The sequence below is a fragment of the Ottowia oryzae genome (assembly GCF_003008535.1).
GTDB lineage: Bacteria > Pseudomonadota > Gammaproteobacteria > Burkholderiales > Burkholderiaceae_C > Ottowia > Ottowia oryzae.
Map to the genome: position 1 here is coordinate 1511882 of NZ_CP027666.1, position 22174 is coordinate 1534055.

At 67.1% G+C, this 22174-nt stretch carries 16 protein-coding genes and 2 pseudogenes; 13 read left to right on the forward strand and 5 right to left on the reverse strand.

The window, feature by feature from the left end:
* Nucleotides 1-18: 18 nt before the first annotated feature.
* The 12 genes and pseudogenes from C6570_RS07100 to pgi form a co-directional block, all read left to right on the forward strand.
* Nucleotides 19-1023 (forward strand): annotated as a pseudogene (locus C6570_RS07100) (aldehyde dehydrogenase family protein); the annotation flags it as partial.
* Nucleotides 996-1895: pseudogene (locus tag C6570_RS07105) on the forward strand (MFS transporter); the annotation flags it as partial. The pseudogenes C6570_RS07100 and C6570_RS07105, both read left to right, overlap by 28 nt.
* Nucleotides 1896-2149: 254 nt before the next feature.
* Complete coding sequence (locus tag C6570_RS07110; protein WP_106702595.1) at nt 2150-3127, forward strand: ABC transporter permease; 978 nt, start codon at nt 2150-2152, stop codon at nt 3125-3127.
* A gap of 185 nt (nt 3128-3312) precedes the next feature.
* Nucleotides 3313-4233 (forward strand): ABC transporter permease, encoded by a 921-nt coding sequence (locus C6570_RS07115; RefSeq protein ID WP_106702596.1) that lies wholly within the window; start codon nt 3313-3315, stop codon nt 4231-4233.
* 71 nt (nt 4234-4304) lie between these two features.
* Nucleotides 4305-5309, forward strand: a complete 1005-nt coding sequence (locus C6570_RS07120; protein WP_106702597.1) for an ABC transporter ATP-binding protein — start codon at nt 4305-4307, stop codon at nt 5307-5309.
* A 20-nt stretch (nt 5310-5329) separates the two neighbouring features.
* Entirely contained in the window at nt 5330-6358 is a 1029-nt protein-coding gene (locus C6570_RS07125; protein ID WP_245896434.1) for an ABC transporter ATP-binding protein, read from the forward strand.
* A 476-nt stretch (nt 6359-6834) separates the two neighbouring features.
* A complete protein-coding gene (locus C6570_RS07130) occupies nt 6835-8091 on the forward strand; it encodes a methionine ABC transporter ATP-binding protein (protein WP_425437922.1) in 1257 nt (418 codons plus the stop codon).
* Between the two features lie 5 nt (nt 8092-8096).
* Entirely contained in the window at nt 8097-8762 is a 666-nt protein-coding gene (locus C6570_RS07135; RefSeq protein WP_106702599.1) for a methionine ABC transporter permease, read from the forward strand.
* Between the two features lie 130 nt (nt 8763-8892).
* On the forward strand, nt 8893-9696 hold the full coding sequence (locus C6570_RS07140) for a MetQ/NlpA family ABC transporter substrate-binding protein (RefSeq protein ID WP_106702600.1): 804 nt from the start codon (nt 8893-8895) through the stop codon (nt 9694-9696).
* A gap of 420 nt (nt 9697-10116) precedes the next feature.
* Nucleotides 10117-12021, forward strand: a complete 1905-nt coding sequence (locus C6570_RS07145; protein ID WP_106702601.1) for a bifunctional metallophosphatase/5'-nucleotidase — start codon at nt 10117-10119, stop codon at nt 12019-12021.
* 130 nt (nt 12022-12151) lie between these two features.
* Nucleotides 12152-13099, forward strand: coding sequence for a transaldolase (gene tal, locus C6570_RS07150; RefSeq protein WP_106702602.1), 948 nt, complete (start codon nt 12152-12154; stop codon nt 13097-13099).
* An 8-nt stretch (nt 13100-13107) separates the two neighbouring features.
* Nucleotides 13108-14691: a glucose-6-phosphate isomerase gene (pgi, locus tag C6570_RS07155; protein ID WP_106702603.1), complete on the forward strand. Its 1584-nt coding sequence runs from the start codon at nt 13108-13110 to the stop codon at nt 14689-14691.
* A gap of 109 nt (nt 14692-14800) precedes the next feature.
* On the opposite strand, the gene C6570_RS07160 is transcribed toward pgi, so the two are convergent.
* From C6570_RS07160 to norR, 5 genes are all read right to left on the reverse strand, one after another.
* On the reverse strand, nt 14801-15913 hold the full coding sequence (locus C6570_RS07160; RefSeq protein ID WP_211297660.1) for a L,D-transpeptidase family protein: 1113 nt from the start codon (nt 15911-15913) through the stop codon (nt 14801-14803).
* 125 nt (nt 15914-16038) lie between these two features.
* Complete coding sequence (locus C6570_RS07165; protein ID WP_106702605.1) at nt 16039-16467, reverse strand: pyrimidine dimer DNA glycosylase/endonuclease V; 429 nt, start codon at nt 16465-16467, stop codon at nt 16039-16041.
* A 275-nt stretch (nt 16468-16742) separates the two neighbouring features.
* Nucleotides 16743-18392, reverse strand: a complete 1650-nt coding sequence (gene groL / locus C6570_RS07170; protein WP_106702606.1) for a chaperonin GroEL — start codon at nt 18390-18392, stop codon at nt 16743-16745.
* Nucleotides 18393-18492: 100 nt separating this feature from the next.
* Complete coding sequence (gene groES / locus C6570_RS07175; protein WP_106704562.1) at nt 18493-18783, reverse strand: co-chaperone GroES; 291 nt, start codon at nt 18781-18783, stop codon at nt 18493-18495.
* 134 nt (nt 18784-18917) lie between these two features.
* A complete protein-coding gene (norR, locus tag C6570_RS07180) occupies nt 18918-20534 on the reverse strand; it encodes a nitric oxide reductase transcriptional regulator NorR (RefSeq protein ID WP_106702607.1) in 1617 nt (538 codons plus the stop codon).
* 143 nt (nt 20535-20677) lie between these two features.
* Between norR and nirK the strand changes: the two genes are divergently transcribed.
* Complete coding sequence (nirK, locus tag C6570_RS07185; RefSeq protein WP_245896335.1) at nt 20678-22174, forward strand: copper-containing nitrite reductase; 1497 nt, start codon at nt 20678-20680, stop codon at nt 22172-22174.

Below are 22174 nucleotides of genomic sequence, written 5' to 3' on the forward strand. Positions count from 1 at the left end.
AGAACGAGAGCGCCTGCGATGTCGAACCTTGAACTGCTCCCCATCAATGTGGCCGGCGAATGGCGTCTTGGCGGTGGCGACGTGTATGAAAGCCTGTACCCCGCCACCGGCAAGCCCATCGCCCGTCTGCGCGCTGCGAGTCTGGCCGACGTACAAGAAGCCATCGCCCGCGCCGACCAGGCTTTTCGCACCAGTGGATGGGCGCAGATGCTGCCGCATTTGCGCGCCGCCGTGTTGCACCGCGTGGCAGCACTCATCCGCGAGCGTTCGGAGGCTCTGGCGCAGAAGCAGCGCCTGGACAACGGCAAGCCGATCAGCGAGACGCGCGCGCTGGTCGCCAGCGCCGCGGGCACCTTCCAGTTCTTCGCTGCCGCGCTGGAGACGCTGGAGGACACCATCACTCCTTCGCGCGGCACCTATGTGACGATGAGCGTCCGCGAGCCGATGGGCGTGGTGGCGGCCATCACACCATGGAACTCGCCCATTGCCAGCGAAGCCCAGAAGCTCGCGCCCGCGCTGGCGGCCGGCAACGCAGTGGTCGTCAAGCCCGCCGAGGTCACGCCGCTGATGGCACTCGAACTCGCGAAGATCTGTGAGGAGGCCGGCGTTCCCAAGGGCATCGTCAGCGTGTTGCCCGGCAAAGGCTCGGTGATCGGCGACGCCATCACCCAGCACCCGCTGGTCAAGCGCGTGTCCTTCACCGGCGGTACCACCACCGGCAAACACATCGCGCACATCGCAGCCGACAAGATGATGCCGGTCTCGCTGGAGCTGGGCGGCAAGTCGCCCACCATGGTGCTTGAAGACGCCGACCTCGATCACGCCGTTTACGGCGTGCTCTACGGCATCTTCAGCAGCTCGGGCGAATCGTGCATCGCAGGTTCGCGTTTGTTCGTGGCGCGTGGCATCTATGACGAGTTCGTCACGCGCCTGGTCGAGGCGACCAACAGGCTGCGCGTAGGTGATCCGGCGAGCGAGAGCACCCAAATGGGCCGGCGGGGCAGTACATCAAGGCGTACTTCGGCTCGGAGGAAAACGGTAAGCCCAACGCGTTCGTCAACATGGGAACAGGGCTGGGCCTGGCCATCGGCTACCCCTTCGTTGGGTACCTGGTGGTGGGGCACGACTGGCAAACCTCGTTCCATGTGCTGGGCCTGATCAACATCGTGGTGGGTATCCCGCTGGTGTGGGCTTTTGTGCGGATGCCGGCGGCGGCGCCTGAGGCCAAGGGGCCAGAGCCGTTGGACCAGGTCGGCCGCATCGTGGTGGGCGCGCTCAAAACCCGCTATTTGCTGTTGCTGACCGTCATGACGGCGGCCTTTCTGGCGTACCTGTGGGGCGCCAGCAGCTGGTTGCCCGCCTACCTCAAAGAGGCCCGAGGTTTTTCCATGCGCGAAACGGGCTGGCTGGCCTCGCTGCCGCCGTACGCGACGGTGTTCGGCGTTCTGGTCGGCGGCATCTTGATCGACCGCCTCCCGCGGCGCAACGTACCCTTGCTGTTCGTCGTCTGCAGCATCGGCATCAGCGCATCGGTGATGACGGCGATCCAGATGGTCGACCCCTACGCCGCCACGTACAGCCTGGTGGCAGCCAGCCTGTTCTGGGGGTTGATGAGCCCCGCCTATCCCAGCACGTTGCAGTACTGTGCGCAACCCGAGCTCGTGGCCAGCGCCTTCGGCGTGACCAACGGCGTGGGCAGTCTGGTGGCGGGCTTCATGCCGGCCATCATGGGTTGGGTGATCTCGGCCGTGGGCGGCGGCGAAGGGGGCAGCGCCGGGGCAGGCTTCTTCGCCGGCTTTGCGGCACTCATCGGCACCCAGGTCATCGTGATGTTGTGCGGCCTGACTTTGTGGGCCCGCGAGCGCCACCGCGCTTCGATCTTGCCGGCGCCCTGACGGCTGCGGTCGATCTGGTCGCCGCGCGGCGACCTTGGCATCGCGCTTGCTTGCATGCCCTGCAAGGCGAGTCTTTCAGCGCGCCTGCGTTGTTCGCCCACATGGCCTTGAATCGCGAAGCGGTCGGCAAATAGGGCGGCAGGCGCTCGTGATGGCCCGCAGCGCCCGGCAGTTCATCTACGCAGATTCCCTGTTCTGGTGCGCTGCATGGTCTGTTAGCATGAAACGATAGCTTTACATATTGACACTGACGGATGGGTGCCTTTCTACTTCGCCGACTTTTGCAGGCCATCGTCGTGATGGTTTCGGTGGCGTTCATCGCCTTCCTGCTGTTCCAGTACGTGGGTGATCCGGTGGTGTTCTTGCTGGGGCAAGACGCTACGCCGGAGCAGATTCGCCAGTTGCGCGCCGATCTGGGGCTGGATCAGCCTTTCTTCGTACAGTTTTGGCACTTTCTGGTGAACGCGGCGCAGGGCGAATTCGGCCTCAGCCTGCGCCAGGGCGCCAAGGTGTCGCGCCTGCTGGGCGAGCGCTTTCCCGCGACGTTCGAGCTGGCCATGGTCGCCGCCGTCATGGCGCTGGTCGTGGGCGTGCCGATGGGGGTGTACGCCGCGCTCAAGCGGGGCACCTTCCTCAGTCAGTTGTTCATGACGGTGTCGCTGCTGGGCGTTTCGCTGCCCACTTTCCTGATCGGCATCTTGCTGATCCTGGTGTTTTCCGTCTGGTTGGGCTGGCTGCCCAGCTTCGGGCGGGGCGACACGGTGCAGATCGGCTGGTGGAGCACCGGCCTGCTGACAGCCACCGGCTGGAAGCACATCATCCTGCCGGCCATCACGCTGGCCGTGTTCCAGCTGACCTTGATCATGCGGCTGGTGCGCGCCGAGATGCTGGAAGTGCTGCGCACCGACTACATCAAGTTTGCCAAGGCGCGCGGCCTGACCGACCGGGCCGTCTACTTCGGCCACGCCCTGAAGAACACGCTGGTGCCGGTGATGACCATCACGGGCCTGCAGCTGGGCGGCCTGATTGCCTTCGCCATCATCACGGAAACCGTTTTCCAGTGGCCGGGCATGGGCCTGCTGTTCATCCAGGCCGTGACCTTTGCCGACGTGCCCGTGATGGCCGCCTACCTGTGCCTGATCGCGTTGATCTTTGTGACGATCAACCTGATCGTTGACCTGCTTTATGTGGTGGTCGATCCCCGTCTGCGGGTGGCCAATTCGGGGCATTGAGGGCGCCCTGGCTCATGCCAGGCGTTTCTGCGCCAGCTGTTGTTCACTCACCCACGTCACCCACGACCATGAAGAATACGAAGCGATGGATCGCCCCCGGCTGCAGCCACACTGAGCGAATGTCTGCAATGGCTGAAGAAACCCGACCCAGCGCAGTGTCTGCCAGCGCAAGGAGCTATGAATAAATGAGCAACATCCTGCACCGCTGGTGGGACAGCGACGTCGGCTACAGCTTTCGCCACTCGCCCACCGCCATCATCGCGGCGGTCATTGCCTTCATGTGCCTGTTCTGCGCGCTGTTCGCGCCGTGGATCGCGCCGCACAACCCGTTCGACCTGACCACGCTGGAGCTGAGCGATTCGCGCCTGCCCCCCGCCTGGTACCCCGATGGCAAGGCCACCTACCTGCTGGGCACCGACGACCAGGGGCGCGACATCCTGTCGGCGCTGATGTACGGCACGCGCATTTCGCTGTTCGTGGGCCTGGCGGCGGTGGTGCTGTCGCTGGCCATCGGCGTGCTGCTGGGGCTGGTCAGCGGTGCCGTGGGCGGCTGGGTGGACGGGTTCTTGATGCGCGTGTGCGACGTGGTGTCGTCCTTCCCCGCCATCCTGGTCGCGCTGCTGATCGCCGGGGTGGCGCGCGCGCTGTACCCCAACGCGGCCGAGGGCGTGGCCTTTGGCGTGCTGGTGCTGGCCATCGCGTTCGCGGGCAGCAACGGCTGGGTGCAGTACGCCCGCACGGTGCGCGCCAGCACCATGGTCGAGCGCAGCAAGGAATACGTGCACGCCGCGCGGGTGACGGGCGTGTCCAACTGGCGCATCATGCTCAAGCACATCCTGCCCAACGTGATGGGCCCGGTGATGGTGCTGGCCACCATCCAGGTGGCCACGGCCATCATCACCGAGGCCACGCTGTCCTTCCTGGGCGTGGGCGTGCCGCCCACTTCGCCTTCGCTGGGCACGCTGATCCGCGTGGGCAACGACTACCTCTTCTCGGGCGAATGGTGGATCACCATCTTCCCGGGGCTGATGCTGGTGCTGATCGCGCTGTCGGTCAACCTGCTGGGCGACTGGCTGCGCGACGCGCTCAACCCACGCCTGAACTGATCGTAGTTTTGGCCGCCAGCGCTTGCCTGACAAGCGCCGGCAGCTATCAAAACCAGAGTAACTTAACCACGATGTCACTGCTGCAAGTCAAGAACCTGGTGGTCGAATTCCCCAACCGGCGCGGCGTGCTGCGCGCGCTGGACGATATTTCCTTCGACATTGCGCCGGGCGAAATCCTGGGCGTGGTGGGCGAATCCGGTGCGGGCAAGTCGCTCACCGGCGCGTCGATCATCGGCCTGCTGGAGCCGCCCGGCCACGTGGCCAGCGGCGAAATCCTGCTGGAAGGCCGGCGCATCGACAACCTGCCGCACGAAGAAATGCGCCACGTTCGCGGCCGCCAGATCGGCGCCATCTTCCAGGACCCGTTGACCTCGCTGAACCCGCTGTACACCGTGGGCCGCCAGTTGATCGAAACCATCCAGACGCACTTGCCGGTCAACGCCGCCGAGGCGCGCCAGCGCGCCATCAACTTGCTGAAAGACACCGGCATTCCCGCGGCCGAGCAGCGCATCGACCATTACCCGCACCAGTTCAGCGGCGGCATGCGCCAGCGCGTGGTGATCGCCCTGGCGCTGGCGGCCGAGCCCAAGCTGATCGTGGCCGATGAGCCCACCACGGCGCTGGACGTGTCCATCCAGGCGCAGATCATCAGCCTGCTCAAGCGCGTGTGCCGCGAACGCGGCGCCGCCGTGATGCTGATCACGCACGACATGGGCGTGATCGCCGAAACCTGCGACCGCGTGGCCGTGATGTACGCGGGGCGCATTGCCGAAATCGGCCCCGTGCACGAGGTGATCAACCACCCCGCGCACCCCTACACCGAAGGCCTGATGGCCGCCATTCCTGACATGGAATCTGACGTTGAGGTGCTCTACCAGATCGACGGTGCCATGCCGCGCCTGAACGCCATTCCGCGCGGCTGCGCCTTCAACCCGCGCTGCCCCTACGGCTTTCAAGAACGTTGCCGCACCGAGCGGCCCGACCTGATGAACGCCGGCGCCACCCGCGCCGCCTGCTGGTTGCACGCCGGCGACGGGCGCGTGCAGCGCGTCACCGAAACGGGGGTGCCCGCATGAGCGCCGAAGCCACTGCCGTGATGCAAGCACCTGCCCACGCCGCCCCCGCCCAAGACCACCAGCCGCTGGTGCGCGCCGAGGGCCTGGCCAAGACCTTCGACGTGTCGCCCCCGTGGCTGAACCGCGTGCTGGAACGCAAGCCGCGCCAGCTGCTGCGCGCGGTGGACGACGCCACCTTCAGCATCGAAAAGGGCCAGACGCTGGCGCTGGTGGGCGAATCGGGCTGCGGCAAGAGCACCGTGGCGCGCCTGCTGGTGGGCCTGTACGAGCCCACGCGCGGCAGCTTTTACTTTGGCGGGCAAGACGCGCACGCCGGCTTCAAGGGCAAGAACGGCCACCACCTGCGCCGCAGCGTGCAGATGATCTTCCAAGACCCGTACGCCAGCCTGAACCCGCGCTGGAAAGTGGCCGACATCATTGCCGAGCCGCTGCACGAGCATGGCATGGCCAAGTCCGACGCCGAGGCGCGCGAGCGCGTGGGCGAGCTGCTGCAGTCGGTAGGCCTGTCGCCCGCCGACATGGCCAAGTACCCGCATCAGTTCTCGGGCGGGCAGCGCCAGCGCATCTCCATCGCGCGGGCGCTGGCCACCGCGCCCGAGTTTCTGGTGTGCGACGAGCCCACGTCGGCCCTCGATGTGTCGGTGCAGGCGCAGGTGCTCAACATCATGAAGAACCTGCAGCGCGAGCGCGGGTTGACCTACCTCTTCATCAGCCACAACCTGGCCGTGGTGCGCCACGTGAGCGACCAGGTCGGCGTGATGTACCTGGGCCGCATCGTCGAGCTGGCGCCCAAGCACCAGCTGTTCGCCCAGCCGCAGCACCCGTACACGCGCATGCTGCTGGACGCGATTCCGAAGATGCACGACACCGGCCGCGCCCGCACGCCGGTGCAGGGCGAAGTGCCCAACCCGCTGAACCCGCCCAGCGGCTGCACCTTTCACCCGCGCTGCCCGCACGCCAACGCGCGCTGCAAGGCCGAACGCCCCGCGCTGCTGCACCTGCGCGGCGTGCAGGTGGCCTGCCACGCGGTGGAAGAGGGCCGCATCTGAGCCGAATGCGGCTGGCGTTCTGCTATTGAAATAAAAGCGGCTAGCGCCGGTGGCAACTGGGCCACAGGCTGATACGGCTTGAATTGATGCGGGTCGCGGCGCTGCCCCCTCACCGCCTTCGGTAGCCCTTTTAAGCTCCAAGGCCGATAGTCTTTGTGCGCTGCGGCTCTCAGGTGCGCTCGCTGGGAAAACGCTACCCGCACGATGCGCCGCGCAGGCCGGTTCCAAAGCTCGTGATGGCCCCGCAGCGGCGGGCGGCGGCTTGCCACGCCGCCTGTCGGTTGCCCCGCAGGCGCGCGCCGCCGTCGCCCTGACCGCCGTCAAGCGCGCCACGCGCGCGGCCCGTAACGGAATATGCAAAACACTTTTTATTCGTTGTAATGTCTAAGGGTTATCCCGAGAATCGACCGATTACGGTATGGCAACGCTGGCGCACGGGCGTTCGCGTTGCTCAACCCTTTTGCATGGCCATGTTTGTGACTGACAGTTTTGCTTCTCTAGGGCCGGTTGGGCCGGTGGCTCGCGCGGCGGGCGACCTTGCCCAGGCGGGCGCCGCAGCGCGCGTTGAATCTTCCGCCCCGGCTTCAGGCCAGCGCGGTACGTCCGCTGCACGCGGCCCGGCGCACACCGGCAGCGCCATCCAGCTGCAAGGCATCGAGCTGCGCTACCCCGGCACCGACGTGCCCGCGCTGCGCCATATCGACCTGGACATTCCCGCGGGCGAGGTGTTCGGCATCATCGGCCGCAGCGGCGCGGGCAAAAGCTCGCTGGTGCGCACCATCAACCTGCTCAATCGCCCCAGCGCCGGGCGCGTGTGGGTCGGCGGCACCGATTTGACGACGCTGGATGCGCGCGGCCTGCGCGCCGCCCGGCAGGAAATCGGCATGGTGTTCCAGCACTTCAACCTGCTCAGCTCGCGCACGGTGTTCGACAACGTGGCGCTGCCGCTGGAGCTGGCGGGCATGAAGCGCGCCGACATCCGCGCCCGCGTGCTGCCGCTGCTGGAACTGGTGGGCCTGGCGCCGCTGGCGGACCGCTACCCGTCGCAGATCAGCGGTGGGCAGAAGCAGCGCGTGGGCATTGCGCGCGCGCTGGCCAGCCAGCCCAAGGTGCTGCTGTCGGACGAAGCCACGTCCGCGCTCGATCCGGAAACCACCCGATCCATCCTGGCCCTGCTGGCGCGCATCAACCGCGAGCTGGGCCTGACTATCGTGCTTATCACGCACCAGATGCAGGTCATCAAGCAGATCGCCGACCGCGTGGCCGTGCTGGACGCAGGTCAGGTGGTGGAGCAGGGCGCCGTGGTCGACGTGTTCACCCGCCCGCAGCACGCGGTGACGCGCAGCCTGATCGAGGAAATCCTGCCCCAGTCGCTGCCGGACAGTGTGTACGCCCACGCCGCACGCGCCCGGGCCGCCTTGCCGGCGGGCCAGGTGGGCCAGCTGCTGCGCCTGTCGGTGGCGGGCGATGCGGCCGGGCAGCCGCTTCTGTCGCGACTGATTCGCGAATACGGCGTGGATCTGAGCGTGCTGCACGGCCAGGTGGACGACATCCAGGGCCACACCGTGGGCGCGCTGACGGTGTTCTTGAGCGGCCCCGCCCAGGCCGTGCACGGCGCGTTGGCCGCGCTGCAAACGGTGGGCCTGCACGCCCAGCTGCTCGATCTGCCGGGCGACGTCGCACAAGCCCCTGCAACCGCCGACCTGCGTGAAACCGTTTCCCTGCAAGGCTGACCGCGATGTTTGAAAACCTGACCCCCGCGCTGTGGGACCTGTTCGCCACGTCTTTGTGGGAAACCGTGCTGATGGTGGGCGTGGCCGGCGCCGCGGGCGCGCTGATCGGCATTCCGCTGGGCGTGCTGCTGCGGCTGACCGACAGCGGCAGCGTGCTGCCACGCCCCTTCTTTCACCGCGTGGTGGGCGGGGTGGTGAACGCCGTGCGGTCCACCCCGTTCATCATCCTGCTGGTGGCCATCATCCCGTTCACCCGTTTCATCACGGGTTCGTCCATCGGCACGTGGGCGGCCGTGGTGCCGCTCACGCTGGCGGCCGCGCCCTTCATTGCGCGCCTGGTTGAAACCGCCTTGCGCGAGGTGGACAGCGGCCTGATCGAAGCCGCGCAGGCCATGGGCGCCACCACCGGCCAGATCGTGTGGAAGGTGCTGCTGCCTGAGGCGCTGCCCGGCATCGTGGCGGGCATCACCATTTCGCTGGTGGCGCTGACCGGCTATTCGGCCATGGCCGGCGCCATTGGCGGCGGCGGCCTGGGCGACCTGGGCATCCGCTACGGCTACCAGCGCTTTCTGCCCGACGTGATGCTGGCCGTGGTGCTGGTGCTGATCGTCTTCGTGCAGATCATCCAGAGCGCGGGCGACTGGCTGGTGCGCCGCCTCAGCCACCGTTGATCCACCTCTGATTCACCAATACTCCTGAATTCATAGCTTCCCGCGCCCTGTGCGCGGGCGCTGGAAGCTTCTTTTATCCAAAGCCCCGGCTTACTCATCACGGCTTGACGCCACCAGAAAGGGATTCACCATGCAACGTCGCACCTCGCTCATCGCCACCGCCGCCATCGCCGCGTTCACCCTGCTGGGCAGCCCGCTGGCCCAGGCGCAGGACAAAACCAATATCAAGGTGGGCGTGACCGCCGGCCCGCACGCGCAGATCATGGAAGCGGTCAAAAAAGCCGCCGCCAAGGACGGCCTGGCCATCACCGTGGTCGAGTTCAGCGACTACGTGCAGCCCAACGCCGCCCTGGCCGCTGGCGACCTGGACGCCAACAGCTACCAGCACAAGCCCTACCTCGACCAGCAGATTGCCGACCGCGGCTACAAGTTCACCAGCGTGGCCAGCACCGTCACCTTCCCGATCGGCATCTATTCCAAAAAGATCAAGAAGCTGGCCGACCTGAAGCCCGGCGCGCGCGTGGGCATCCCCAACGACCCGACCAACGGCGGCCGCGTGCTGCTGCTGCTGCAAGAGCAGGGGCTGATCAAACTCAAAGGCAGCGCGGGCCTGAAAGCCACGCCGCTGGACGTGGCCGAAAACCCCAAGAAATTGCGCTTTGTTGAACTGGACGCCGCCCAACTGCCGCGTTCGCTGGACGACCTGGACGCCGCCGCCATCAACACCAACTACGCCTTGCCGGCGGGGCTGAACCCGTCCAAGGACGCCATCGCCATCGAAGGGCCCAAAGGCCCGTACGCGAACATTCTGGTGGTGCGCACGGCCGACCAGAAGCAGCCGTGGGTGGCCAAGTTCGTGAAGGCCTACCGCTCGCCTGAAGTGCGTGCGTTCATCAAGGATGAGTTCAAGGGATCGGTGGTGGCGGACTTCTGATCTTTGAGAGATCGGCTGCTGGCGCTGGTGTGGCCTGCGCTGGCAGCTATCTTTTTTGATGTTTGGTTGGGGTTGCTGAGGGCCGAGACCCGGCCTCCGCCCTCAGCGAATCAGCCAACCCAAGATTCCCAAAAGAAAGCCGCCTCAGCGCAAGCCCCACCTGCGCTACCAGCTATCTATTCGATAGTAATTTCTCAGCAGAGATCGGGGTACGACCCTAGCGGGCCTGCGCCGGGGCTCAGACCCATCAACACCCAAAAAAGATAGCTGCCAGCGCAGGCAGGACGGGCGCCACGCAAACTTCCGATGTCCGACATCAAGCCGTCACGCTTGCCCCTCCAACCCTCCAAGGTGTCACGCCACTGAAACACCCGCCAGCCACGATCCCCCTTCCAAAATCATTTGACGAGAGGTAGAGGGATGCGCCTATCAAGGTCCAAGTGGGTAACGCTGACCAGCGTCGCAGCGGCCACGCTGCTGGTCACGGCATGCGGCGGCAGCGATGACGACGACACCAACCCGCCCGCGCCTGCGGACTACACCCTCACCCTGGTGCACATCAACGACCAGCATTCCACGCTGGACAGCAAGAGTCGTACGCTCAAGCTGAATACGGGCGGCGCCACGCCGTCCACCGTCACCGTGGATGCGGCGGGCTTTCCGCGCGTCACGCAGGCCATTGAAGACATCGCCAAGGCCGCTGGCCCCAACGTGCTGAAGATCCACGCAGGCGACGCGCTCACGGGCACGCTGTACTTCAACCGCGCGGGTGCCGACGGCGAGGCCGACGCCGCGATGATGAATACCGTGTGCTTCGACACCTTCACGCTGGGCAACCACGAGTTCGACAAGGGCGACAGCGGCCTCAAGGGCTTCCTCGACCTGCTCAAGAAAGGCAGCTGCAACACCACCGTGCTGAGCGCCAACACCAGCTTTGGCGCCAACTCGGCACTCAATTCATCGCGCGCGCCGGGCTATGTGGTGCCCTCGAAAGTGTTCGAGCGCGGCGGCCAGAAGATTGGCGTGATCGGCCTGACCATCGCGGGCAAGACCAAGGCGTCGTCCAGTCCCGACCCGGACACCACCTTCCAGGACGAGGCCGCCGCTGCGCAGCGCGAAATCGACGCGCTGCGTGCCCAGGGCGTGAACAAGATCGTGCTGGCCAGCCACATAGGCTACGAATACGACCGCCAGGTGGTGGCCAAGCTGAGCGGCGTGGATGTGGTGGTGGGCGGCGATTCGCACACGCTGCTCGGCCCGGCCAGTCTGACGACGCTGGGCGTGGGCTCGCCTGCGGGCGCTTACCCCACGGTCGCCACCGACAAGGACGGCAAGATGGTCTGCATCGTGCAGGCATGGGAATACGCCCAGGTGGTGGGCGAGCTGAAGGTGCGCTTCGACGCCAAGGGCGACGTGCAGGAATGCGCGGGCACGCCGCACGTGCTGATCGGCAACAACTACACGCTTGGCGGCAAGGCGCCCACGGCCGCCGAGCAGGCCGCCATCGACGCCAGCGTGAAAGCTGCCGGCGTGCTGCGGGTGACCGCGCCGTCGGCCAACGCCACCAGCGTGCTGGCGCCGTTCAAGGCCCGGGTTGAGGTATTCAATAAAACCGTGGTGGCCAGCGCGCCGACCGAGCTGTGCTCGCGCCGCGTGCCGGGCGGGCCGGGCTCGGTGGACTACAGCCGCTCCAGCACGGGCTGCAACGCCGAAGGGCTGGTCAACCAGCACGGTGGTGATATCCAGCAGCTGGTGGCGCAGGCTTACCTGGACGTGGCCAACGCCAAGTACGGCGGTGCCGACATCTCGCTGCAAAGCGGCGGCGGCGTGCGCGTGCCCTTGCTGGGCCGGGTGACGGCCGCCAACGTGATCCAGGTGCTGCCTTTCGGCAACATGCTGTTCCGCTTGCAGGTGACGGGCGCCGAGGTCAAGGCCATGCTCGAAGACGGGCTGGAAGCCACCTTTGGCGCCAACGGCACCACGGGGCCGTACCCCTACACCGGCGGCCTGCGGTTCGACGTGGATTCCAAAGCCGCGGCGGGCTCGCGCGTCAGCCAGATCGAGGTGCGCGACCCGGCCACCGGCGCCTGGGGCACCTTGGACCCTGCCAAGACTTACCGCCTGTTCGTGCTGAGCTTCAACGCCACCGGCGGCGACGGCTACAAGACCCTGGCCGCCGTGCCCGCTGCGCGCCGGCTGGACATTGGCGTGCTGGATGCCGACGTGCTGTTCGACTACATCGACCGCCAGCCCAAGGACGCCACCGGCCTGCCGCAACTGGGGCGCCTGCCGCTCGCGCAGTACAGCACGCGCAACTTCAAGTAAGGCATGGGCGGGCGCGGCGCGGGTGGCCTGGCGGCGCCCGCGCTGCCGCGCTTTCGCCACCGCGCCGCGCGCGCCGAAACGTCGCCGTATGTAACGGACAGGCCGGCGCAAGGCACGATAATCACCGGCCATGAACCAGCTAGACGCACTCAAGCAATTCACTACCGTGGTGGCGGACACCGGGGACTTCCGCCAGCTTGCCCAGTTCAAGCCGCAAGACGCCACCACCAACCCATCGCTCATCCTGAAAGCGGTGCAAAAGCCCGAGTACGCCCCGCTGCTGGCCGACACCGTGGCCGCCCACCGCGGCAAGCCGCTCGATGAGGTGGTGGACCGCCTGCTGGTGCGCTTTGGCACCGAAATCCTGTCCATCATTCCCGGCCGCGTGTCCACCGAAGTGGATGCGCGCCTGTCTTTCGACGAAGACGCCACCTACACCCGCGCCGAACGGCTGATCGAGCTGTACCAGGCCGCTGGCGTGCCCACCGACCGCGTGCTGATCAAGATCGCCAGCACCTGGGAAGGCATCCGCGCGGCCGAGCGGCTGGAAAAGCGCGGCATCCACTGCAACCTGACGCTGCTGTTCAGCTTCTGCCAGGCCGTGGTGTGCGGCCAGGCCAAGGTGCAGCTGATCTCGCCCTTTGTCGGGCGCATCTACGACTGGTACAAGAAATCCGCCGGCGCCGCGTGGGACGAAGCCGCCCAGGCGGGCGCCAACGACCCTGGCGTGCGGTCGGTCAAGCGCATTTACGATCACTACAAGCGCCACGGCATCGCCACCGAGGTGATGGGCGCCAGCTTCCGCAACGTCGGCCAGATCACCGCGCTGGCCGGCTGCGACCTGCTCACCATCAGCCCCGACCTGCTGGCGCAGCTGGCCGCCAGTGAGGCGCCGCTGCAGCGCGCGCTGGACCCTGCGGCCGCCCAAAAAATGGACCTGCCCGCCGCGCGCTACGACGAAGCGGGCTTCCGCCTGGCGCTGAACCAGGACGCCATGGCCACCGAAAAGCTGGCCGAGGGCATTCGCGCATTCATCGCCGACGCCGAAAAGCTCGACGCACTGATGCTGGCGGCCTGACCCAGGCCATGGCCACCTGGCAAGACCGTCCTCGCTGCGACGAGGCGCCCAGCTGGGCGCCGCTGCTGGCGCACGCGCAGCGCGCTTTCACTGGTAAAGACGCTTTCGATCTGCGCGCTGGCTTTGCCGCCGATGCGCAGCGCGCAGCGCGTTTCAGCTTTGAGGCGCCGCACGTTCGGGCGGACCTGTCCAAGAACCTGATCGACGCCGAAGCCCAGCGCCTGCTGACGAAGCTGGCGCACGAATGCGGGCTGGAAAGCCACCGCGACGCGCTGCTGGCGGGCGAGCCCATCAACGCCAGCGAACAGCGCGCCGTTACCCACGTTGCATGGCGAAATTGGGCGCCAGCGACCGCTGAATCAGCGCCGGCAGCTCTGTATTCGATAGCAGACTGGCGCGCGCAAATGCTGACCCTGGCCGACGCCGTGCGAGCCGACGAGGCCATCACCGACGTGGTGAACATCGGCATTGGCGGCTCAGACCTGGGCCCGCGCATGGTGGTGCAGGCGCTGTCGGCGGCGCAGGCCACCAGTGGCCCGCGCGTGCACTTCGTCGCCAACATGGATGGGCACGAGCTGGCCGCGCTGCTGCGCCAGCTGCGGCCCGAGCAGACGCTGTTCCTGGTCGCGTCCAAAAGCTTTGGCACAGCCGAAACCATGCGCAACGCGCTGTCGGCCCGCGCCTGGTACCAGGCCCAAGGCGGCGCCGACGTGGCGCGCCACTTCGTCGCGCTGAGCGCCAACCCCACGGCGGCGCGCGCCTTCGGCATCGAGCGCTGCCTGGGCTTTGACGAAGGCGTGGGTGGGCGCTATTCGCTGTGGTCTTCCATCGGCCTGTCGATTGCGATCGCCGTGGGCCGCGAAGGTTTTGAAGCGCTGCTGGCTGGTGCCCATGCGATGGACCGGCACTTTGCCGAAACCCCGCTGGCGCGCAACCTGCCGGTGCAGCTCGCGCTGTTGGACCTGTGGTACCGCAACGCCCTGCACCTGGCCAGCCGCTGCGTGGTGCCCTACCTGCATGGGCTGCGGGCGCTGCCGGCCTACTTGCAGCAGCTGGAAATGGAAAGCAACGGCAAGCGCGTGGACGCCCACGGGCGCACCGTGCCGTTTGCCACCGCCGCCACGGTGTGGGGGCAGGCGGGCAGCAACGGGCAGCACGCGTTCTTTCAGGCGCTGCACCAGGGCAGCGACGTGGTGCCGGTGGAATTCGTGCTGTCGGCCACCGCCGCGCACAGCCTGCCGGAGCACCACCGCAAGCTGCTGGCCAACGCACTGGCGCAGGCGCGCGCGCTGATGATGGGCCAGCCGGGCGACGCGCCCGAACGGCACTTTCCGGGCAACCGGCCGTCCACGGTGCTGCTGCTGCCCGACCAGTCGGCTCAGAGCATCGGCGCGCTGCTGGCGCTGTACGAGCACCGCACGTTTGCGTTGGGCTCGCTGTGGGGCATCAACAGCTTTGACCAGTGGGGGGTTGAGCTGGGCAAGCGCCACGCGGGCGAGATCGAAAATGCGCTGCTGTCGCCCGACGCGGATGCGTGTGCGGCGCTGGACGCGTCTACCGCCGCGCTGGTGGGCTGGTTGCGGCAAGGCTGAGGCGCCTGCCCGCGCCAGCCCGGCTATCCGGCACGGCGCCGGATTCAGCGCTGCCTGTAGTCCAACCGACCGCGCGACCTGCGCGCCATCGGCACACGGTCGCTTCGACCTACGCAGTCAGCCCCCAAGCGGCCGTGTGCACGTCGCTCAGCGCGGGCAGCGGGCTGATGGCCAGCGTGCTGCCCGGCACCAGGTGTGCGCGCAGGCGCTCGGCCCACGCCGCTTGCCCGCCCAACAGCTGCTGCCATACCTGAGCGTCTGACAGGCCGCTGGGCTGTGTGCCGTGCGCGCCCTCCCATTGGCCTTTGGCGGACCACACCAGCACCGGCGTCGCGCCAGACCACGCCGACACGCCCTCCGGCAAGGCGGCAGAGGCCAGCATGCGCCCGCCGCGCATCACGAACAGCCGGCGCTGCGGCAGGCTGGCAAGCAGCGACAAGGGCATCGCCGAGGCTGGCGCGATGGGTGCGGACGCTGATGCACTTGCCTGGGGCGCCATGGCCGCCGTGGTGGAAGCGGACGCAGCCGCCGCCGTGCCCATGCGCTGGGCCGGTGCCGCGCTGGCGGTGGCCGAACGCTCTTCACGCCAGTACGTCGGCGCGGCAATCATGCCGGGCTGCAGCAAGGGCTGGCCCTGCGGGTCGATGGGCGCCAGCGTGGGCAGGGGCGACAGCCCGGCGCCGGGCGCGTGCCGCAGCACGGCCACCGTGTCGCCGTGGCCCAGCACGCTGAACAGGCGCGCGGCAAAGTCCATCGGCAGGCGGATGCAGCCGTGCGACGCTGGGTAGCCCGGCAGCGCCCCGCCGTGAAAGGCGATGCCGCCCCAGGTCAGCCGGATCATCCACGGCATGGGCGCGTTGCTGTACAGGTTGGATCGGTGGTGCCGCCGCTTTTCCAGCACGGTGAACAAGCCGGACGGCGTGCCGTGCCCGGGCTTGCCAGTGCTGACGCTGGAATAGCCGACCGCGATGCCGTTGCGGTACACCTGCGTGTGCTGTGTGTAAAGGTTGACGAAGGCGACCACCGGGCCGCTGGGCGACAGCTCGGGCACCCAGAACGACCGCCCCGGCGCCAGCGGGTAGGCGGCGCGCTGCGACGTGCGATCGGGCCCGCGCGGCGCGGCCAGCAGCGGCGGCGCGATCAGCCCGAGCGCGCCCGCCATCAGGCCCAGGCGGCGGGCGCGGGAAGGAACATCGCGAGGGGCGGGCAAAGAATCTGGCACGGCGCGGACAAGGGTTGCAACGAGAGGCGGCCAATCGTAACCAGATTGTTTTCAGGCCAACCCTCGAATGCGGGGCCGCTGGTGTGCCGCGCGTATGTTGCGGCAATGTGGCCTGTGTCTGGCGCTCAGGGCCGCTCCCACGGCTCCAGGTCGCCGGGGTGCACGGTCAGCAAGGGGTGCGCTTCGGGCGCGGTGGTGGCGCGCCAGCGCTCATGCAGGGCGGGGTTGCGCGTCTGCAGCTTGGCCATCAGGTGCGCCCATTCGTAGGTCATCTGGCCCGCGGTGACGGTCATCGGCGCCGCCGGGGCGCCGGGGCGGATCTTGCTGGCGTCAAAGTGGTAGCCGCGCGCGGTGGCTTCGGCGTGGATGGCTTGCAGGTAGGCGCTCATCGCGTCCAGCGGAGCGGGGTGGGCCTTGAATCGGTCCAGCTGCGGGTGGTTGCGGTAGCCGCGCGTCTGCTCTCGCAGCACGGCCTGCGCCAGCAGGGTTTCGCGCCAGAGTGCGACCATGCCCTGCGGATCGAGGTAACGGGGGTGAAGTGACCAGAGGCGCATGGGGTGGGCGGCGATTGGGTGGATGCGACGGGCGAGCATGGCATGCGCGCCAGCGCTGCGGCTTGGCGCTTCGCGCGGCCAGCGGCGCGAGCACGATTTGTCAGTGGCGATGCTTCAAAAATACTAGCTGACAGCGCCGGTGGCGCCTGCGCTGGATGGCGATTTGACTTGAAGCGGATCGGACAAAAGAAAGGCCGCTGTCTCCAGCGGCCTTTCAGTTTTTGTCAGCGGCCGTGCGGCCGCCAACGGTCAGGCCGGGGGCCTGACGGGGTGAATTACATCATCCCGTCCATGCCACCCATGCCGCCCATGCCGCCAGGCATGCCGCCGCCAGCAGGTGCTTCGTCCTTCGGTGCTTCGGCGACCATGGCTTCGGTCGTCAGCAGCAGCGAAGCCACGGAAGCGGCGTTCTGCAGCGCAGTGCGGGTGACTTTCGTCGGGTCCAGGATGCCCAGCTCGATCAGGTCGCCGTAGGTGTCGTTGGCAGCGTTGAAGCCAAAGTTGCCTTTGCCTTCCAGCACCTTGTTGACCACCACCGAAGGCTCGCCGCCGGCGTTGTAGACGATCTCGCGCAGGGGCGCTTCGATGGCCTTCAGGATCAGCTTGATGCCGGCGTCCTGGTCGGCGTTGTCGCCCTTGATTTCGCCAGCGGCTTGCTTGGCGCGCAGCAGCGCCACGCCACCACCGGCCACGATGCCTTCTTCCACCGCAGCGCGCGTGGCGTGCAGGGCGTCTTCAACGCGGGCTTTCTTCTCTTTCATCTCGACTTCGGTAGCGGCACCGACCTTGATGACGGCCACGCCGCCGGCCAGCTTGGCCACGCGCTCTTGCAGCTTCTCGCGGTCGTAGTCGCTGGTGGCTTCTTCGATCTGGATGCGGATCTGCTTGACGCGCGCTTCGATGTCTTCAGCCTTGCCGGCGCCGTCGATGATGGTGGTGTTTTCCTTGCCCACTTCGATGGTCTTGGCCTGGCCCAGGTCGGCCAGCGTCACTTTTTCCAGCGACAGGCCCACTTCTTCAGCGATCACTTTGCCGCCGGTCAGGATGGCGATGTCTTCCAGCATGGCTTTGCGGCGGTCGCCGAAGCCAGGGGCCTTCACAGCCACCACTTTCAGGATGCCGCGGATGGTGTTGACCACCAGGGTCGCCAGCGCTTCGCCTTCGACTTCTTCGGCAATGATCAGCAGCGGGCGGCCGGCCTTGGCCACGGCTTCCAGCGTGGGCAGCAGCTCGCGGATGTTGCTGATCTTCTTGTCGAACAGCAGCACGTACGGGTTGTCCAGCAGCGCGGCTTGCTTTTCGGGGTTGTTGATGAAGTAGGGCGACAGGTAGCCACGGTCGAACTGCATGCCTTCGACGACGTCCAGCTCGTTGTCCAGGCTCTTGCCGTCTTCAACGGTGATCACGCCTTCCTTGCCCACTTTGTCCATCGCGTCGGCAATGATCTTGCCGATGGACTCATCGCTGTTGGCGGAGATGGAGCCAACCTGAGCGATTTCCTTGCTGGTGGTGGTGGCCTTGCTGGCCTTTTTTAGCTGCTCGACCAGGGCGGCAACGGCTTTGTCGATACCGCGCTTCAGGTCCATGGGGTTCAGGCCGGCGGCCACGTACTTGCTGCCTTCGCGCACGATGGCCTGGGCCAGCACGGTGGCGGTGGTGGTGCCGTCACCCGCGTTGTCGCTGGTCTTGGAGGCCACTTCTTTCACGAGCTGCGCGCCCATGTTCTGCAGCTTGTCCTTCAGCTCGATCTCTTTGGCCACGGACACACCGTCCTTGGTCACGGTGGGGGCGCCGAAAGAGCGCTCGAGCACCACGTTGCGGCCTTTGGGGCCCAGGGTCACTTTGACCGCGTTGGCCAGGATGTTCACACCCTCGACCATGCGCGCGCGGGCTTCGCCGCCAAACACTACGTCTTTTGCTGCCATTTTGATGGCTCCTGAAAATATGGATTAAATCTGGCTCTAGCGCTGGTGCAACCTGCGCGAGCAGCTATTAAAAGATGAGTAAACCGGAAGCGGGGAGAACTTACTTCTCGACCACGGCGAACAGGTCGTCTTCCTTCATCACCAGCAGTTCGTCGCCGTCGACCTTGACGGTCTGGCCGCTGTATTTGCCAAACAGCACGCGGTCGCCCACTTTCACGTTCATGGCCGAGAGCTCGCCCTTGTCGTTTTTCTTGCCCGGGCCAACGGCCAGCACTTCACCCTGATCGGGCTTTTCGGCGGCGTTGTCGGGGATGACGATGCCCGAGGCGGTCTTGGTTTCGCTGTCAGTGCGCTTGACGATCACGCGATCGGCCAAAGGACGAAGTTTCAATTGAATCTCCTGGAGTTTGAACAAGAAAAGAACGCCCGCGCGGGCGGGCACTCACATCCATACGAACCGGTGTGCAACGGGTTGTTAGCACTCAGATCCGACGAGTGCTAATGATAGTGCCATTTGACGGCATTTCAAGGCTGGGGCCTTGCCGAAGACTTAAGCCCCAGGCGGCGCGCCAGCTTGTGCAGGTTGCTGGCGTCCAGGCCCAGCTGGCGCGCGGCGGCGGCCCAGTTCTGCTCGTGGCTGTCCAGCGCCTGGCGGATGGCGGCGCGCTGGCTGGCGTCCACGATGTCGCTCAGCCGCGCGCCGGCCATCGCCTGCCACGGTGGCGGCACGGACAGCGCGGCGCCGCCCTGTGCGGCGGTGTTGGCGGTGGCGGTAGAAGCCACCGGGCCGGGCAGGGCCAGGTCGTCCAGGTCGAGCATGTCGGGCTCCAGCGTGACGATGGCCCGCCGGTCGGCGCCGCGGCTGACGGCCTTGAGCGCGGCGCGGCTGATCACGTGTTCCAGCTCGCGCACGTTGCCCGGCCAGCGGTAGCGGCGCAGCGCCTCTTCGGCGTCGGCCGACAGGCGCAGGCTGCGCAGGCCCAGGCGCGAGCGGTTCAGCTCCAGGAAGCGCCCGGACAGCAGCAGCAGGTCGTTGCCACGTTCGCGCAGCGGCGGAATCGGGATCGGGTAGACCGACAGCCGGTGGTACAGGTCGGCGCGAAAGGCGCCTTGCGCCACCTGCTCGCGCAGGCTGCGGTTGGTGGCTGCGATGACGCGCACGTTCACGCGCTTGGGCTTGTCGGCGCCCAGCCGCTGGATTTCGCCGTTCTGCAGCGTGCGCAGCAGCTTGGCCTGAATGGCCAGCGGCAGCTCGCCCACCTCGTCGAGAAACAGCGTGCCGCCCTCGGCCGCCTCAAAGCGGCCGGCGCGCTCGCCCACCGCGCCCGAGAAGGCGCCGCGCACGTGGCCGAACAGCTCGCTTTCGGCCAGCGACTCGGGTAAGGCGGCGCAGTTGACGTGCACCAGCGGCCGCGCGCGGCGGCGCGACAGGCGGTGCAGCCGGTGCGCGAACAGTTCCTTGCCGACGCCGGTTTCGCCCAGCAGCAGCACCGGCAGGTCGGATTCGGCCACCACGTCCAGCTCATGCAGCAGGTGCTGCAGCGGCGGGCTCTGGCCGACGATTTCGGGCTCATCGCGCGAGGTGCCCTCGGGCGTGATGACGGTGTGGCCGCTGTTGCTGCTCAGGGCGCGCAGCTGGTTTTCCAGCCGGGTGATGCGGGCCGCGGCTTCGATCGAAATGCCCAGCGCCGCCAGCTCGGCCTGGGCGTCGCCGTCGAAGGTGCCGGGTTGCAGCGCATCCAGCGTGACGACGCCCCAGCGCGCGCCCTCCACGTTCAGCGACAGGCCCATGCAGTCGTGCACCGCCAGCGGTTGCCCGGCGCGCTCGGTCAGCAGGCCGTCGTACGGGTCGGGCAAAAGGCTGTCGTGGTGAAAGCGCGTGACGCCGTCGCGCTGCAGGATGGCCGCCAGGCGCGGGTGGTCACGGATGGCGAAGCGCCGGCCCAGGGCCTCGTGGCTCAGCCCATCGACCGCCACGGGCCGCAGGTGGTCGCCCTCCAGTTGCAGCACCGCCATTGCCCCGCAATGAAAGTGCGCGCGCAAGCTGGTCACCAGCCGCTGCATGCGCACGGCGGCGGGCAGCTCCGACACCAGATCGGCCAGCAGCATGAGATGCAGCGGGTCCAGGGTGATTTTGACCATATTGGGTATCAAGTACCTTGTTTGATGGGGGTGATTATCACCCTGATCTTTCTAACTGGTTGATGTGATTGAGGTTTTTCTGGGCACGAAGCTCGCTATCTCTTGGGTGCCGATAACGGCCCAACACGACCACAGGAGAAAGAATGAAAACCGCACACCCCCGCCTCGCGCCCCTGGCTGCCGCCGCTTGCGCCTTGATGTTCGCCTTGGGCGCATCGATGCCAGCGCACGCGCAGCACACAGGCCACGCCGCCGCGGCGCCCGCGGGCACGGCCAGCGCCGCGCCTGCGCCTGCACCGGCAGCGAACGCCGCCGTCAAGAAGGTGGTGCTGCACACCAACATCGTCGACGGCAAGATGGTCTACGTCGACGACAAGGGGCAGGTCAACCCGACGATCGACGCCCGCGTGGGCGACACCATCGAGGTGCAGGTGGACAGCGGCGAGGGCGCCGAGCACGACTTCGTGATCGACGAACTCAAGGTGAAAACACCCCGGTTCAGCGCCGGCACGGGCAAGGCCAAGGTGCGCTTCACCGTCACGACGCCGGGTGAATTCACCTACTACTGCTCGGTGCCGGGGCACCGCCAGATCGGCATGGCCGGTACCTTGCGCGTGGCTGGCGCCGCGGCCGCCAGCGCTGCTGCCGCTCCGAGCAACGCTTCGACCGATGCGGCGCTGGCCCTGTACACCCCGGCTCCTGCGCCCTTGCGCGGGCCCGACCCAACGGCGGTCAGTGTGTCGGCCGACCCGGCCAGCGTGCCGCCCGCCATCGGCGCGCGTGCGCCCCAGACGCAGAAGGTGCGCATGGAAACGGTGGAACTCGCGGGCAAGCTGGACGATGGCACCACCTTCACCTACTGGACTTTCAACCGCCAGGTGCCGGGGCCGATGCTGCGTGCGCGCGTGGGCGACACGGTCGAGCTGACGCTGGCCAACTCGAAGGACAGCAAGGCCATCCATTCGATCGACCTGCACGCCGTGACCGGCGGCCACGGCGGTGGTGAGCACACGCAGGTGGCCCCGGGGCAGGAAAAGACCATCACGTTCAAGGCGCTGAACCCAGGCCTGTTCGTGTACCACTGCGCCACGCCGCTGGTGCCCCAGCACATCGCCGCCGGCATGTACGGAATGATCCTGGTCGAGCCGGAAGCGGGCCTGCCCAAGGTGGACCGCGAGTACTACGTGATGCAGGGCGACATGTACACGCAGCGCCCCAACGGCGCCAAAGGCCACCAGGAGCCGGATCTGGACAAGATGTCCAACGAGCTGCCCGACTACTACGTCTTCAACGGCGCGGTGGGCGCCCTGACCAAGACGCACAAGCTGCAGGCCAAGGTGGGCGAGACGGTGCGCATCTACTTTGGCGTGGGCGGCCCCAACAAGATCTCGTCCTTCCATGTGATCGGCGAAATCTTTGACAAGGTCTACAGCGAAGCTGCGCTGAACACCGTCAAGACCAACGTGCAAACCACGCTGGTCGCACCCGGCGGCGCGACCATCGTTGAGCTGAAGGTGCAGCACCCCGGCAGCTACCTGCTGGTTGACCACGCGCTGTCACGCACCGGCAAGGGCGCCGTGGGCGTGCTGGAAGTCACCGGCGAAGGCGAGCCCGGCGTCTACAAGGCCGGAAAGCTCTGA

Coding starts and splice junctions, on each gene's coding strand:
- C6570_RS07140 (WP_106702600.1), top strand. CDS start 8,893: ATGCAACGTCGCACCTCGCTCATCGCCACCGCCGCCATCGCCGCGTTC.
- C6570_RS07115 (WP_106702596.1), top strand. CDS start 3,313: ATGAGCAACATCCTGCACCGCTGGTGGGACAGCGACGTCGGCTACAGC.
- groL (WP_106702606.1), bottom strand. CDS start 18,392: ATGGCAGCAAAAGACGTAGTGTTTGGCGGCGAAGCCCGCGCGCGCATG.
- C6570_RS07165 (WP_106702605.1), bottom strand. CDS start 16,467: ATGCGCCTCTGGTCACTTCACCCCCGTTACCTCGATCCGCAGGGCATG.
- pgi (WP_106702603.1), top strand. CDS start 13,108: ATGGCCACCTGGCAAGACCGTCCTCGCTGCGACGAGGCGCCCAGCTGG.
- C6570_RS07110 (WP_106702595.1), top strand. CDS start 2,150: ATGGGTGCCTTTCTACTTCGCCGACTTTTGCAGGCCATCGTCGTGATG.
- C6570_RS07145 (WP_106702601.1), top strand. CDS start 10,117: ATGCGCCTATCAAGGTCCAAGTGGGTAACGCTGACCAGCGTCGCAGCG.
- norR (WP_106702607.1), bottom strand. CDS start 20,534: ATGGTCAAAATCACCCTGGACCCGCTGCATCTCATGCTGCTGGCCGAT.
- C6570_RS07135 (WP_106702599.1), top strand. CDS start 8,097: ATGTTTGAAAACCTGACCCCCGCGCTGTGGGACCTGTTCGCCACGTCT.
- tal (WP_106702602.1), top strand. CDS start 12,152: ATGAACCAGCTAGACGCACTCAAGCAATTCACTACCGTGGTGGCGGAC.
- C6570_RS07120 (WP_106702597.1), top strand. CDS start 4,305: ATGTCACTGCTGCAAGTCAAGAACCTGGTGGTCGAATTCCCCAACCGG.
- nirK (WP_245896335.1), top strand. CDS start 20,678: ATGAAAACCGCACACCCCCGCCTCGCGCCCCTGGCTGCCGCCGCTTGC.
- C6570_RS07125 (WP_245896434.1), top strand. CDS start 5,330: ATGCAAGCACCTGCCCACGCCGCCCCCGCCCAAGACCACCAGCCGCTG.